We start from the raw sequence: 14,205 nt of genomic DNA on the forward strand, positions 1-14,205 counted from the left end.
TCCGGTTTACTGAACGTCAGCGATGGCTTTCATCAGATCCTGGTGCTTGTCACCGTACTGGGCGCGCACCGGCTCTGTCGCTTTCACAAAGACCGCTTTATCGATATCGTGGAACTGCACGCCGCCCGCTTTCATTTTCGCCAGCGCCTGATCGTTATATTCTTTCCACAACTTGCGCTGTTCCATCTGAGCTTCGCGGGCCAGGGTCAAAATCTTCTGCTGCTCGTCGGCGCTGAGCTTGTCCCACTTCACTTTCGAGTAGAGCAGCATTTCCGGGGTGATGAAGTGACCGCTCAGGGTGTAGTTCTTGGCGACCGGCATGTAGTTGTGGGCGATATAGGTCGGTGGGTTGTTCTCTGCGCCGTCGATGACGCCGGTCTGCATACCGCTGTAAACCTCACTCACCCCCATCGCGACCGCGTTAGCGCCCATATCTTTCAGCGTGGCCAGCGCGACAGGGCTCCCCTGCACGCGAATCTTCAGCCCTTTCAGATCTTCAGGTTTCGCTACCGGGGCCTTGGTGATCAGGTTGCGGGTACCGGAGTCCATCCAGCCGAGGAAGACCAGACGCGATTTCGGATTAGCCGTGAGCTTATCGCCAATCTGCTTGCCGATATCGCCATCAATGACCTTGTGCATATGGTCTTCATCGCGGAAGACGTACGGCAGGGTAAAGACTTCGATATCCGGCAGGATGGCGGCAACCGGCGCCATAGAGACGCGAATCATATCAATGGCCCCCATTTGCGCCTGCTCAATCATCTGCTTTTCATCGCCCAGTACGCCTCCGGGGAAGACTTTAATCTCCAGTTTGCCGTCGGTTTGTTGTTTGAGTTTTTCGCCCATGTGCTGAACCGCCACCACGTTCGGGTAGCCCTCGGGATGCACATCGGCAGCTTTGATAGTTTGAGCAGAGACGGATGCAGCAACGGCAGACAGACACAGCGCGGCCAGCAACGGCTTGAGGGTCGTTTTCATCGAGTCAACTCCAGGGTAGTGAGGTAAGCGTTAAAACGTTGTTTTAGTTTTCCGCTTAAAAACTAGACTACGCCCTGAAAAGCGAAGGTGAAGCGCCTCACAAAAACGCTTAATTTTGAAACGATGGTTTGAAAATGTGATGGGCGTTCTGCCGGGAGGCAGTCACGCCCTGTCGGGCGAGAGGACTACTGGCCTTTACGGATGAGGTAGCGGTACGGCAGCGCGCCGGTATCTTGTGCTACCAGCTGGTGTTCCATAAAGGTGCAAAAGCCAGGAATATCGCGGGTTGTCGCCGGGTCGTCAGCGATGATCAGCAACGTTTCGCCGGTCTGCATGTTACGCACGGTTTTGCGCACCATCATTACCGGCTCCGGACAACGCAGGCCCTGGGCATCAAGGGTGTGGTCTGGGGTAGAAAACAGATCGGTCATCTTCATCTCGTTCACAGAAAAACGGCAGTAGTTTACGCCGCGTTTCAGGCAAAGCAAACCAGGTTAACGATTGCGTGAAAATTAGCCATTGCAAACGCCTGTCAAAGCAGTATCATGCGGCGGCTTTATTGGGTTCCCTCACCCCAAATATTAATCAAAAAGGTACAATATGAACTCCTTTACACAATCGCAGCGCGTAAAAGCGTTGTTCTGGCTTTCGCTTTTTCATTTGCTGGTGATTACCTCCAGTAACTACCTGGTGCAGCTCCCCATCTCCATTTTTGGTTTCCACACCACCTGGGGCGCATTCAGTTTCCCGTTTATCTTCCTGGCAACCGACCTTACCGTGCGGATCTTTGGCGCGCCGCTGGCTCGTCGCATTATTTTCGCGGTAATGCTGCCTGCGCTGTTTATCTCATATGTGATCTCCTCCCTGTTTTATATGGGAAGCTGGCAGGGATTTGGCGCGCTGGCGCACTTTAACCTGTTTGTGGCGCGTATCGCCGCCGCCAGCTTTATGGCCTATGCGCTGGGGCAGATCCTCGATGTGCACGTCTTTAACCGCCTGCGGCAGAGTCGTCGCTGGTGGCTGGCTCCCACCGCCTCCACGCTGTTTGGCAATGTGAGCGATACTCTGGCCTTCTTCTTTATCGCCTTCTGGCGTAGCCCGGATGCGTTTATGGCGCAGCACTGGATGGAAATCGCGCTGGTGGATTACGCCTTTAAGGTGCTTATCAGCCTGGCATTCTTCCTGCCGATGTATGGTGTATTGCTGAATATGTGTATGAAAAAGCTGGCAGATAAATCTGAAATCTCGGCATTGCAGGCAGGGTAAAGGTTCCCCAGAGCAGTTGTGATAAGATGGAAGAATGAGCCGTTATGGCCGTTTATCGAAAGGAAGAAGTTAATGCGCAATCTGGTTAAATATGTCGGGATTGGCCTGCTGGTAATGGGGCTTGCAGCTTGTGACAACAGCGATACCAAATCTGCCGCTCAGGCCGCGTCTGCTGAAAGCAACGCAACGAGCCAGCCGATCAGCCTGATGGATGGCAAACTCAGTTTCTCTCTGCCGGCGGACATGACCGATCAGAGCGGTAAACTGGGCACCCAGAGCAACAATATGCACGTTTATTCCGACGCGACGGGGCAAAAAGCCGTGATCGTGATTGTCGGCGACGACACCTCAGAAGATCTGGGCGTGCTGGCGAAGCGCCTTGAAGATCAACAGCGTACCCGTGACCCGCAGCTGCAGGTGGTGACCAACAAGTCCATTGAACTGAAAGGCCACAAGCTGCAGCAGCTGGATAGCATTATCTCGGCCAAAGGCCAGACCGCGTACTCATCCGTGGTGCTCGGCAAGGTCGATAACAAACTGCTGACTCTGCAGATTACGCTGCCTGCCGACGATCAGCAGAAAGCGCAAACTGCCGCTGAAAATATCATTAACACTCTCGTGATTCAGTAATCCATCACGTTGAAGTGGCCTCCGGCGCTGGCGTCGGGGGCCTTTTTTTTAGCCGCCAGGTCAATAACAACGCCACCGTGACCAGCCCCGCCGCCGCAAGATAAATCACTGGCACCCCTGCCCATGCCATCACCAGTCCGGCCAGCGGCCCGGTGATCCCGAGCGACATATCCATAAACACCGTATAGGTCGCCAGCGCTGCGCCCTGATTTTGCTGCGGCACGGCCTTCACCGCCACCACGCCCAGCGCCGGGAAGACCAGCGAAAAACCAGCCCCCGCCAGGAAAACGCCAATTTTCGCGACCCACGGCTCGTTAGCGATCCCGGTCAGCAGCAGGCCGATAATTTCCACGGCAAAGCAGATCATCGCCACGTTCAGCCCGCCCAGGCGGTTAATGCCGTTGGGGAACAACAGGCGGGTGCCGACAAACGCACAGCTAAACAGCGTTAAGGCAAAGGCGGCACCGTCCCAGCCTTTAGCATCGTAAAACAGGGTGATAAAGGTGGCGATGACGCCAAACCCTGCCGAGGCCAGCGCCAGCGCCATGCCGTAAAGCCAGACGCGTCCCAGCACCGCCCGAAACGGCATCGGTTTTCCTTTGCTGGCTTTCACTTTCGGGCGCGGCAGCGCGAAGAGAATGGCGAGTAACGCCACTCCCATAATCGTGAGTGCCAGCCCCTGCAGGCCAATATAGCGATAGCAGAGCACGCCAAGCGGCGCACCTATCGCCATCGCACCGTAAGTGACAATCCCGTTCCATGAAATCACCCGGCCAATGTGCGGCGCGCCGACGACGCCAACGCCCCACAGCGTTGAGCCGGTTCCCGCCAGGCTCTGGCCGATACCGAGAATCACGCGCCCCAGGCAGAGCAGCGCCAGGCTTGCCATCGGCCAGGCGTGGGTCCAGTCGGCCAGCAGGTAGCTCACGCCACTGAGAAAACAGCCGCACAGCCCCAATACCACAATGCTCTTTGGCCCGAAAAGATCGGCGTAGCGGCCCGCGTGCGGGCGGCTCATCAGGGTGGCAAAGTATTGCAAGCTGATCACCAGCCCCGCCCAGAATGCGCTAAAGCCCATGGTTTCATGGACATAACCTGGCAGTACCGCAAGCGGCAGGCCGATGGTGAGATAGCTGGCAAAGTTAAAAATAACGACAGAGACAATACGCAGATTGAGGCGCAATCCGCTCAGCGCCAGTTCGGCGGCAGGTTCGGGCATGGATATCACCAGGATTTTTACAACAGTGTTTCACTATTACCACGTCAGGGGCAGAAAATCAGCAGCGACTTTTCAGAATATCAGCGTCTAACGAAGCGTCTGCCGCGCACTACACTCTATATGCATACAACAAAAGGAATCGTCATGACGCCCACGCCTCCCGATAAAGCAGGACTTCACATTTTACTCAAGCTGGCCTGCCTGGTGGTGATACTGGCCGGGATCCACGCCGCGGCGGATATCCTTGTCCAGCTCTTGCTGGCGCTCTTCTTCGCAATTGTCCTTAACCCTCTGGTGACCTGGTTTTTACGGCGCGGGGTCAGTCGCCCAATCGCCATTACCATTGTGGTGGTGGTAATGCTGATTGTCCTCATCGCCCTCTTCGGCGTACTGGCGGCCTCGATGAATGAATTTGTCGCAATGCTGCCAAAATACAACCGGGAATTGACGCGCAAACTGGTGGATTTACAGCAGATGATGCCTTTTCTTAACCTGCACATTTCGCCAGAACGCATGCTGCAGCGAATGGATTCCGAGAAGGTGATGACCTTCGCCACCGCATTCATGACCCAACTTTCCGGGGCGATGGCGAGCATTGTGCTGCTGGTGATGACGGTCGTCTTTATGCTTTTCGAGGTGCGCCACGTCCCCTATAAAATGCGCTTTGCCCTGCACAATCCGCAGATCCACATCGCCGGCCTGCACCGCGCCCTGAAGGGGGTGTCGCACTATCTGGCGCTGAAAACGTTACTGAGCCTGTGGACGGGAGCCATCGTCTGGCTGGGGCTCGCGCTACTGGATGTCCAGTTTGCACTGATGTGGGGTGTGCTGGCCTTTCTGCTTAACTATGTTCCCAATATTGGCGCGGTCCTCTCCGCCGGGCCGCCCATGATCCAGGCCTTTTTGTTCAATGGTTTTTACGAATGCATGATGGTCGGTGCACTTTTCCTGGTCGTGCACATGGTGCTGGGAAATATTGTCGAACCCCGCATGATGGGCCACCGTCTGGGGATGTCGACGATGGTGGTCTTCTTGTCGTTATTAGTCTGGGGCTGGCTGCTGGGGCCGGTCGGCATGTTGCTTTCCGTACCGCTCACCAGCGTCTGTAAAATCTGGATGGAGACGACTCAGGGCGGCAGCAAGCTGGCGATACTGCTCGGACCAGGGCGGCCAAAAAGTCGATTGCCGGGGTAATCCGCTTCCCGGTTAGCTATTGTGAGCAGCAATAGATTATAGTAATGGTTTCGCCGCGCAACTGTGCGGATATCTCTATTTCGACTGAAGGCCAGACCTCTTATGTACCAGGTTTTTCTGGGAAAAATCTCCTCGCTCAGTACCGATAACTGGGCCGAAGCCCTTACCCGTTATGCCCCTGAGGGCGCACAGCGCGCCCGCTGGCTGGCGGGCCGCGGGCTGCTCTCGCGCCTGTTTGCGCCAGAGCCGTTGCCGGAGATTATTTACAGTGATCAGGGAAAACCGGGCTTTGCCGACCACTACCCGCTGTGGTTCAGCGTCAGCCACTGTGAGGATGATATTGCCCTGATCGTCAGCGATGAAGGTGACGTGGGCTGCTCGCTGGAACATATTCGTGCGCAGGATAACTGGCGGACGCTCGCCAACGCCGTGTTCAGCAGTGCCGAACATGCCGAACTGGAAAATGAAGCGCCGGATAACCAGCTTGCGGCGTTCTGGCGCATCTGGACGCGAAAAGGTGCCATCGTTAAACAGCGCGGCGCGCACTCGTGGCAAATTGTCAGCATCGACAGCGCGGCCCACGCGCTGCATTCGGTCAGTCAGTGTCAGATTGCGTCGCTGAGCCTTGCCGTCTGCACCGCCACCCCTTTTGCGCTTACCGCGGCGGCGGTCCATTCTGTTAACGACGCGTCGGGCGAAAAATTGTCAGCACACCCGCAATAATCAACCCGACGCCAGCCAGCCCGTGCCAGGAAAATGGTTCGTCCCAGCCGGGGAGCACAATGGCTGCGCCCCACACCAGCACATAGCTGAGGCTCAGCAGGGCATAAGCTTTGCTGAGCGCCAGACGGTGCAGCGCCAGATACCAGCAGCCCATTGATACCACATAGCCCATCAGGCCCAGCACCAGCGAACCGGTTCCCGGCGCACGGTACCAGAGCGCCAGCATAAATACCGCGAGATCGCTGACGGGGGGCAAGGCCACCATCGCCGCGCGCAGCAACAGCTGCGCCGCGCTGACCAGAATCACGCTGCATAATGCCCATAACACGCCCTTCACAGGCTTCCTCCCAGCACAATAATCCCGACGATAATCAAGCCCACGCCCAGCCAGTGGCGCGGCGAAATGTGCTCACGCCAGAGGGTTTTTGCCGCCAGCGTCACCCAGACAAAATTGAGGCTCAGCATTGGGTAGGCAATCCCGACCGGCAGATGCTGTAACACCACCAGCCAGACCAGCATCCCGCTGCCCAGCGCCAGCAGCGCAAGGCCAAGCCAGAGCGCACGGTGCGCGCCGCGCCGCCCGGTTGTTGCCGGACGGGTCGCCTGTTTCTGGCAAAGCTGGCCTGCGCAGCTCAGCAGGCTCGCCAATATCAGCCCGATCCAGGTCATCATTGCGGGAAATACTGCAAATAAGCCAGGCGGCCCTGAACGTACAGGCTGTCCGGTTCAGGCAGCTTCGCGCGAACAAGATCGTCATTTTTAGACAGCAGAAGCACCAGCGACACCGGACCCTGCTGGCGATGCTCCTCCAGCCACTGGGCGATCGCCTCTTTGCTCACGAAGCGCCCCTGTGCGTCGGGGTAGTTCAGACCGTAGCGGAGTTCCCCTGCCTGACCGTAAAGAATGATGTCGTTACGCTTAAGCTCCCAGGCCAGTCCGGACGCCACACCCACGTTGTTTGCAAGCACGAACCGGCTCTCCTGCAGCGGCACGCGCACGGTCTCGATTAGCAACTGAGGCTGCTTTGAATCCTCCACCTTGCTGGGGATGGCGAACCCAACCAGCAGCGCCAGCCCGGCCGGACAGAGCGCCGCCAGCCACCAGCGCCGCGGGCTGTCGCGCAGGGTGTACTTGCCCACCGCCGCCCAGACGAGGAACGCCATGACCGCACAGAAAATTTTATACAGCTCAACGGGAGCCCAGACGGGATGCGCTGTCGGCCCCCACGGTGACACTACCAGCGCGGCCACCACGCCAAGCGCGCCGAATGCCAGGTTAATGCCCGCGTTGACGCGCAGCACCCGGACGCTTTTTTCCGCCACGGTGCAGGCATAGCGTGCCATCAGGATCGCCAGAGGCGCAAAGCACGGCAGAATGTAGGTCGGCAGCTTGCCTTTGGCGATGCTGAAGAACAGCAGCGGCATCACTACCCAGCCCAGTAAATACCACCCCTGCCCCGCCTCTTGCCTGTCGCGCCAGCCCAGACGCAGCGCCCCGGGCAGCAGCGCCAGCCACGGCAGGCTACCGGCAATCAGGAACGGCAGGTAATACCAGAACGGCGCTTTATGCTGGGCATCGCTCTGTGCAAAGCGCTGGATATGTTCCACCCAGAAGAAGTAGCGCCAGAAGTCAGGTTCACGGTGCGCAATCGCCAGTCCCCAGGGCAGGACAATCAGCACGCAGCTCAGGACAGCGAGCCAGCCAAACAGCAGCACCTCTTTCCAGCGTTTTTGCACAATCACCCACGGCAGCACGCCGATGACCGGTACCGCCAGGGCGAGAAAGCCCTTGGTCATCACGCCCATGCCGCAGGCCAGCCCCAGCAGCAGATAGCCCGCCGCTTTCCCGCCAGGGCTTTTTGCCTGCGCGGCCAGCCAGAAGCTACACATCGCGGCCACCAGCCAGAGGGTAATCATCGGGTCCAGCACGGCATAGGTCCCGATACCGTAGACCAGCAGCAGGGTTAAAAAAATCACGCCGGATAACAAGGCGACGCGCTTATCGCGCCAGAGATGCCAGGCCAGCCACATCACCAGCAGCGACGTCAGCCCGGTGGAGAAAATCGATCCGGCGCGAACGGCAAAGTTGCCGTCGCCAAACAGCCACTGCCCGATGCTATTGATCCAGTATCCGGCAATCGGTTTTTCGAAGTAGCGAAGCCCCAGAAAATGCGGCACCACCCAGTCGCCCGAGGCCAGCATTTCGCGGCTGATTTCCGCGTAGCGCGTTTCGTCTGGTTGCCACAGCAGGCGCAGATCGACCGGAATGAGGTAGTAAACGATAAACAGAGCGAGAAGCGCTGCGCCATAACGGGCTGTTTTCATAGTCCCGAACTCACGGTTTGTTGATAGCCAAGCCAGCCTTCCCGGCCAGCCATTTCACGACGAACGATTTTGCCGGGCGGCAGGCTCTGGAGGTCGTCCGGTAACAGCGCGCTCAGCGGGCAAAACTGAATGCCCTCCCGCGCCGCCATCGTCAGGAGCGCATCGAAATCCTGCTGATACGCAATGCCTTCGACCTCGGCGTGGATGGTGTAGACCGGCGTCCCGGCATCGCGATGCATGGCGTCCAGAATGAAGCGATTAAAGCCGTCGGCACTGACCTCGCACCCGACCACCTCGTCCCAGGTGGGAAGCGTGACCGGGATTTGCACGGTGCCGAAGCGGTTCTCGCCTAACAGCGGCAAAAACGGACCGGTACCCCGGCAGTCGCTGTTGTAGTGAAAGGCGAACGGCTCTTTGGCTTTCACCACCCGCTGATCGGCCCGCCACCCGGCCACCGCCGAGCAGCGAACAGGCTGGCCGGTAATCGCTTCCAGCTCCAGCATGCCGCGATCCACCTCGCGCGTCAGACGCGGTATGTCCCAGACCCCGGCCCATGCCTGCCAGGCGTGGTGATCCCAGGCGTGAAGCCCCACCTCATGATCGCGCGCGGCGTCGCGGATAACCGCTTCATTGCCTGCCCCGATACGTCTGCCGGGCCAGGCGGTGCCAGCCAGTAAAATATCCCAGCCGTAGAGAGAGGCCGCGCGCGAACGCAGCATTTTGAACAGAAAGGCCGGTTTAACCAGGCGCCACAGGTGACGCCCCATGTTGTCTGGCCCGACGCTGAAGAAAAAGCTGGCCTGCACGCCGTGCTTGCTCAACAGCGCCAGCAGCCGTGGCACGCCGTCACGCGTGCCGCGAAAGGTGTCGACATCAATGCGTAAACCGACTTTTTTCATGAGGCCTGTTCCGATAGCTCCACGGTGCGCAGGAAGAAATCGAGCGTTTCATCAATGGTTTGTTCCATCTGAATGGTCGGCGTCCAGTTCAGACAACGCTTCGCATTGCGGATGCTGGGCTTGCGGTGCTCAACGTCCTGATAGCCTTTGCCGTAATAGCTGCTGCTTTCCACTTCGCGGAAGCCCGCAAACGGCGGGAAGCGATCGCGCAGCGGGTGGCGCTCAAAGCTCGCCAGCAGCATCTCGGCCAGCTCACGAACGCTCGCTTCGTTATCCGGATTACCGATGTTGATGATCTCGCCGTTGCAACGGTTATCTTTGTTTTCAATGATGCGGAACAGCGCCTCGATGCCATCGCTGATATCGGTGAAGCAGCGCTTCTGCCTACCGCCTTCAATCAGCTTGATAGGCGACCCTTCCACCAGGTTAAGGATCAGCTGGGTGATGGCGCGCGAGCTGCCGATGCGCGCCGCGTTGAGGTTGTCCAGCCGCGGCCCCATCCAGTTAAACGGACGGAACAGGGTAAAGCGCAGCCCCGCTTTTTCGCCGTAGGCCCAGATCACGCGGTCCAGCAGCTGTTTGGACACGGAGTAGATCCAGCGCTGCTTGTTGATCGGCCCGACCACGAGGTTCGAGGTGTCTTCGTCGAAGTTGTTGTCGGTGCACATGCCGTACACTTCCGAGGTCGACGGGAAGATGATGCGTTTATCGTATTTCACGCAGTCGCGGATAATCTTCAGGTTTTCTTCGAAGTCCAACTCGAACACGCGCAGCGGGTTACGGGTGTACTCGATCGGGGTCGCAATCGCCACCAGCGGCAGCACTACGTCGCATTTCTTAATGTGATATTCGATCCACTCGGAGTGGATACTGATATCCCCCTCGACGAAGTGAAAACGCGGGTTGTCGAGGAAGCGGCCGATCGCATCGGATCCAATGTCCAGACCGTAGATCTCGTAGTTGTCGTCCCTGAGCAGGCGCTCGGTCAGGTGGTTGCCGATAAAACCGTTCACCCCAAGGATTAACACGCGCGTGCGGCGCTTAATAGCGACAACCGGCGCGCTGGTGATCAGTGCCCCGGCAACCAGACCGAGAGACTGCGCCAGCTGCGCGCCCTGCACGTACAGGCCGCTGTCAGTTTGCCCGGTGACGATCTCCAGGGACTGCTCACCGCAGCTGATGATCAGCGGTGAGGCGGAGACAACGGTGCCCGGCCTGGCGGCAGGTATGTCGTCACGCACCCGGGATTTCCAGACGATAAATTTGCTGACCCCGGCGAAGCTGTACGCCCCCGGCCACGGGTCGGTCACGGCGCGCACCAGGTTGTGCAGCTGTCGCGCCGGTTTATGCCAGTCCAGACGCCCGTCTTCCGGGGTGCGGCGGCCAAAGCAGCTGGCCTTGCTCTCGTCCTGGGCGATTTCGCTGAAGGAGCCGTTCAGAAGCGTCGGCAACGTATCACGCAACAGCGTTTGCGCCGCAGCACAGAGCTTATGATGGAGTTCCAGGGCGGTATCGTCAGGGCCGATGGCCACACGCTGCTGCGCGACGATCGCCCCGGCATCGGCGCGGTTGACCATGCGGTGCAGGGTTACGCCGGTTTCCGTTTCGCCGTTGACCAGCACCCAGTTCAGCGGTGCGCGGCCGCGATAGGCGGGCAGCAGGGAGCCGTGAAGATTAAACGCCCCGTTTGTCGCCACGCTCAGGATCTCGTCGCACAGCAGGCTGCGGTAGTAGAACGAGAAGATCATCTCCGGGGCGATCTTGCGGATGCGGTCAACCCACAGCGGATGGTTTACGTCATCCGGGGCGTAAACCGGGATGCCGCGCTCGGCCGCAATACGCGCCACCGACCCGAAGAAGGTGTTTTCACCGACGGTATCCGGATGCGTAAAAATGGCAGCAATGTCATAGCCTGCTTCCAGCAGGGCCAGTGTGCCCGTGCACCCCATATCGTGATAGGCAAAGACGACAGCTTTCATGGGTGTTTTTCCTCTTGAGACGCTTCGTGTTCCTGACGGACAACACGTTGAATAAAGTAGCGCGGACGCGCGCGAACATCGTTGTAGATTCGGCCGATATACTCCCCCAGCAGCCCCATACCGATAAACTGGGCGCCGATGAACGTAAACAGCACGGCAAATAGCATAAAGACCCCTTCCGCCGCCCACTGCGGGCCAAAGACCAGACGCAGAACGACCAGCAACACGGAAAGCGCAAACCCGGCGAGCGCGATCACGCTGCCGAAGACGCTCAGCAGACGCAGCGGCGTGGTGGTCAGGCAGGTGATCAGGTCGTACATCAGGTTGATCAGACGCATGAAGCTGTACTTCGACTCGCCGTGCTCGCGCTCGGCGTGCAGCACCGGGATCTCCGTGGCCTTACGGGCAAAGGTGTTCGCCAGAATGGGAATGAACGTACTGCGCTCGTGGCAGTGCAGCATGGCGTCGACAATATGGCGGCGATAGGCGCGCAGCATACAGCCGTAATCGCCCATCGCCTTGCCGGTGGTGCGCTGGATCAGGCGGTTGATGGTGCGTGATGCCAGCTTGCGTAAAAGACTGTCCTGGCGGTTCTGCCGCACGGTGCCAACCACGTCATAACCTTCATCGGCTTTGGCAACCAGGCGCGGGATCTCCTCCGGCGGGTTTTGCAGGTCGGCATCCAGAGTGATGACCAGATCGCCCGTCACGTGGCTGAAACCGGCCATGATCGCCGAGTGCTGGCCGTAGTTACGGTTCAGCAGCACGGCGACAATGTGGCTCCCCGGCTCGTTCGCGGCGTCGGTGAGCATGTGGGCGGAGTCGTCGCTGCTGCCGTCATCCACCAGCAAAATTTCGTATGCCTTGCCCAGCGTCTCGCAGGCAGCCGTGGTGCGGCGCAGAAGCTCAGGCAGGCTCTCCTGTTCGTTATAGACCGGGATCACCACGGAAACTTTCTGTATGGTCGGGGCGCTGAACATATCAATGTCCTGCAAGCTGATGGAGCGCGGTAATGACGCGGGTTGTGTCGTCATGGGTCATGTCCGGGAAAAGAGGGAGGGAACAAATGCGCGCGCTATTCCATTCGGCGTTCGGCAGTGAGACATCCGGGAAACGCTCGCGGTAGTATTTTTGCGTGTGTGCCGCGCGAAAGTGCAGGCCGGTGCCAATGCTCTTCTCTTTCAGCCCGGCCATCAGGCCATCGCGGGATATCCCACAGCGCGCTTCATCCACGCGAATGATAAACAGGTGCCAGGCATGCAAGTGCGGCCATTCCGGAATACGCAGCGGCTGAAATGGCGTATCAGAGAGTTCATGCAGGTAGCGGTCGGCAATGTCGCGGCGACGCCGGTTGGCCTCCCCGAGCTTGCCCAGCTGCACCAGCGCCAGCGCGGCGTTGATATCCGCCAGGTTGTATTTGAAGCCGGGGGTAATGACCTCCGCCTGCGGCGCGCGGCCATGGGTCTGCCGGTCATAGGCATCCACGCCCAGGCCGTGAAACTTCAGGCTGCGAATGCTCTGCGCCAGCTGTTCATCGTCCGTGACCACCAGCCCGCCCTCGGCGCAGGTCATGTTTTTGATGGCGTGGAAGGAGAAGATCGCCGTGCCCTGATGGCCGACGTGCTGGCTTTTGTAGTAGGTTCCTGCGGCGTGTGCGGCGTCTTCCACCACCGGAATACCGTGGCGTTCAGCGATGGCACGGATCCCGTCGATATCACACGGCGCGCCGGCATAATGGACCGGCACAATCGCTTTGGTACGGGGCGTTATCGCCGCCTCGATCGCCTGGGGCGTGACCATCAGCGTATCCCGGTCGACATCGATCATCACTGGCGTCGCGCCCAGCAGAACGATCATGTTCAGCGTCGACACCCAGGTCAGGGAAGGGGTGATCACCTCGTCGCCGGGGCCAATGCCCAGCGCCATCAGCGTGACGTGCATCCCGGCGGTGGCGGAGCTGACGGCAATAGCGTGGCGGTTGCCCGTCAGCGTGCAAAATGCCTCTTCAAGCGCCTGGTTTTTGGGGCCTGTGGTGATCCAGCCAGAGGTTAATACCTCCTGCAGCGCCGCTAATTCCTCCGGCCCCATCGACGGGCGGGAAAAAGGCAAGAAATCACTCATCTTTAATTTCCTTGAGATGTGAAAAGCTTTTTTTGGATATTAACCAAAAGCCGGTCCGTTTATTTCAACGAACCATAAACTCATCTCAAGGTAATGCTGATTTGTTAGGAAAAAATTAAGAAGGGAATTATTTAAAGACAGTAATTCAATTTAAACCCTTATCAAACAATAAGTTATTATTAATATGAATTATTTAATTTGTGCGCTGCGTTAACATTAGAAAATATTTTCCTAAACCGAAGGTCAACCAATAAAAGAAAATCCCGGCCATTTGAATAAATAACAAATGCGCCGGGAACTTTTCATTTACGTTAATTGTCGCGCTTAGTTTAAATTAGCGGGAAAGTTTTCTGGCAGCTCGCTGGCCGCGCAGGCAATAACGCTGTCATCATTTGGACCACAGTCTCGCACAAAGGTGATGGTCGCAAATTCATCGATAACCTCTGTCGGATAGGCCGGGCCGGCATCGCGATAGGCATTCATCTCTGGTATGTGATCGTTCTGGAAGCAGACGGTTTTTTCCGGATTGTTCATCACCCAACGCGGGAAGAAGATGGTGCCGTGGAACAGTTTGTCGCCCAGGTTCGCAATCAGGCTGACGTCGGTACCGGTAGGTTCGGTCCAGGAGATTTTGTAGATGCTTTCCCCAACACGGACGATATACGCCTGCTGATCTTTAACCCAGCGGTTGCCCACCAGACCGCTGTGGATACGGTAGTCGAGGGTATTTTCGTTTTTGACGTAAATTTCGTAGTTCCAGCCGTTATCGTAGGTATAGACCAGGTGTTTACCCACAAAGCCGCTTAAGTCGTGTTTGTCGAAGTTGCTCATAATGTGTCTCCTTTGTTTTGATGAACGTATCGTACCCCTTC

The 14,205-nt window shown here is 58.0% G+C and carries 14 protein-coding genes and 1 pseudogene; 4 read left to right on the forward strand and 11 right to left on the reverse strand.

Features of this window, described 5'->3' with window-relative positions:
• Nucleotides 1-6: 6 nt before the first annotated feature.
• Together B2Q93_RS08050 and tusA are read right to left on the reverse strand one after the other, a co-directional pair.
• The gene (locus tag B2Q93_RS08050) at nt 7-978 is read right to left on the reverse strand and encodes a TRAP transporter substrate-binding protein (protein WP_046886796.1); all 972 of its coding nucleotides are present in this window, start codon (nt 976-978) and stop codon (nt 7-9) included.
• Nucleotides 979-1,163: 185 nt separating this feature from the next.
• Nucleotides 1,164-1,409: a sulfurtransferase TusA gene (tusA, locus tag B2Q93_RS08055; RefSeq protein WP_046886797.1), complete on the reverse strand. Its 246-nt coding sequence runs from the start codon at nt 1,407-1,409 to the stop codon at nt 1,164-1,166.
• A 169-nt stretch (nt 1,410-1,578) separates the two neighbouring features.
• On the opposite strand from tusA, the gene B2Q93_RS08060 reads away from it, so the two are divergent.
• Nucleotides 1,579-2,244, forward strand: coding sequence for a 7-cyano-7-deazaguanine/7-aminomethyl-7-deazaguanine transporter (locus B2Q93_RS08060; protein WP_286932471.1), 666 nt, complete (start codon nt 1,579-1,581; stop codon nt 2,242-2,244).
• 72 nt (nt 2,245-2,316) lie between these two features.
• On the forward strand, nt 2,317-2,874 hold the full coding sequence (locus tag B2Q93_RS08065) for a DcrB family lipoprotein (RefSeq protein ID WP_046886799.1): 558 nt from the start codon (nt 2,317-2,319) through the stop codon (nt 2,872-2,874).
• Nucleotides 2,875-2,878: 4 nt separating this feature from the next.
• Here the strand turns inward: B2Q93_RS08065 and B2Q93_RS08070 are convergent.
• A pseudogene (locus B2Q93_RS08070) lies at nt 2,879-4,127 on the reverse strand (MFS transporter).
• A 110-nt stretch (nt 4,128-4,237) separates the two neighbouring features.
• Between B2Q93_RS08070 and B2Q93_RS08075 the strand changes: the two are divergent.
• Both B2Q93_RS08075 and acpT read left to right on the forward strand, forming a co-directional pair.
• Nucleotides 4,238-5,287 carry an AI-2E family transporter gene (locus B2Q93_RS08075; protein ID WP_046886801.1) on the forward strand — a complete coding sequence of 350 codons (1,050 nt, stop codon included), beginning with the start codon at nt 4,238-4,240 and terminating at the stop codon, nt 5,285-5,287.
• A gap of 102 nt (nt 5,288-5,389) precedes the next feature.
• Nucleotides 5,390-6,010, forward strand: coding sequence for a 4'-phosphopantetheinyl transferase AcpT (gene acpT, locus B2Q93_RS08080; protein ID WP_286932473.1), 621 nt, complete (start codon nt 5,390-5,392; stop codon nt 6,008-6,010).
• Here acpT and arnF read toward each other — a convergent pair.
• From arnF to B2Q93_RS08120, 8 genes are all read right to left on the reverse strand, one after another.
• A complete protein-coding gene (gene arnF, locus B2Q93_RS08085; protein WP_046886802.1) occupies nt 5,967-6,347 on the reverse strand; it encodes a 4-amino-4-deoxy-L-arabinose-phosphoundecaprenol flippase subunit ArnF in 381 nt (126 codons plus the stop codon). The genes acpT and arnF overlap by 44 nt on opposite strands.
• Nucleotides 6,344-6,682, reverse strand: a complete 339-nt coding sequence (gene arnE / locus B2Q93_RS08090; RefSeq protein ID WP_046886803.1) for a 4-amino-4-deoxy-L-arabinose-phosphoundecaprenol flippase subunit ArnE — start codon at nt 6,680-6,682, stop codon at nt 6,344-6,346. Before arnE ends, arnF begins: the two co-directional genes overlap by 4 nt.
• Complete coding sequence (arnT, locus tag B2Q93_RS08095; protein ID WP_286932474.1) at nt 6,679-8,334, reverse strand: lipid IV(A) 4-amino-4-deoxy-L-arabinosyltransferase; 1,656 nt, start codon at nt 8,332-8,334, stop codon at nt 6,679-6,681. The genes arnE and arnT overlap by 4 nt, the downstream gene beginning before the upstream one ends.
• A complete protein-coding gene (gene arnD, locus B2Q93_RS08100) occupies nt 8,331-9,233 on the reverse strand; it encodes a 4-deoxy-4-formamido-L-arabinose-phosphoundecaprenol deformylase (RefSeq protein ID WP_046886805.1) in 903 nt (300 codons plus the stop codon). The genes arnT and arnD overlap by 4 nt, the downstream gene beginning before the upstream one ends.
• Nucleotides 9,230-11,212: a bifunctional UDP-4-amino-4-deoxy-L-arabinose formyltransferase/UDP-glucuronic acid oxidase ArnA gene (gene arnA, locus B2Q93_RS08105; protein ID WP_046886806.1), complete on the reverse strand. Its 1,983-nt coding sequence runs from the start codon at nt 11,210-11,212 to the stop codon at nt 9,230-9,232. The genes arnD and arnA overlap by 4 nt, the downstream gene beginning before the upstream one ends.
• Entirely contained in the window at nt 11,209-12,192 is a 984-nt protein-coding gene (arnC, locus tag B2Q93_RS08110) for an undecaprenyl-phosphate 4-deoxy-4-formamido-L-arabinose transferase (RefSeq protein WP_046886807.1), read from the reverse strand. The genes arnA and arnC overlap by 4 nt, the downstream gene beginning before the upstream one ends.
• A gap of 1 nt (nt 12,193) precedes the next feature.
• Entirely contained in the window at nt 12,194-13,333 is a 1,140-nt protein-coding gene (gene arnB, locus B2Q93_RS08115) for a UDP-4-amino-4-deoxy-L-arabinose aminotransferase (RefSeq protein WP_046886808.1), read from the reverse strand.
• 324 nt (nt 13,334-13,657) lie between these two features.
• A complete protein-coding gene (locus B2Q93_RS08120) occupies nt 13,658-14,164 on the reverse strand; it encodes a phenolic acid decarboxylase (protein WP_006177976.1) in 507 nt (168 codons plus the stop codon).
• Nucleotides 14,165-14,205: the final 41 nt, after the last annotated feature.

The sequence above is a fragment of the Leclercia sp. UBA5958 genome (assembly GCF_002430365.1).
GTDB lineage: Bacteria > Pseudomonadota > Gammaproteobacteria > Enterobacterales > Enterobacteriaceae > Enterobacter > Enterobacter pneumoniae.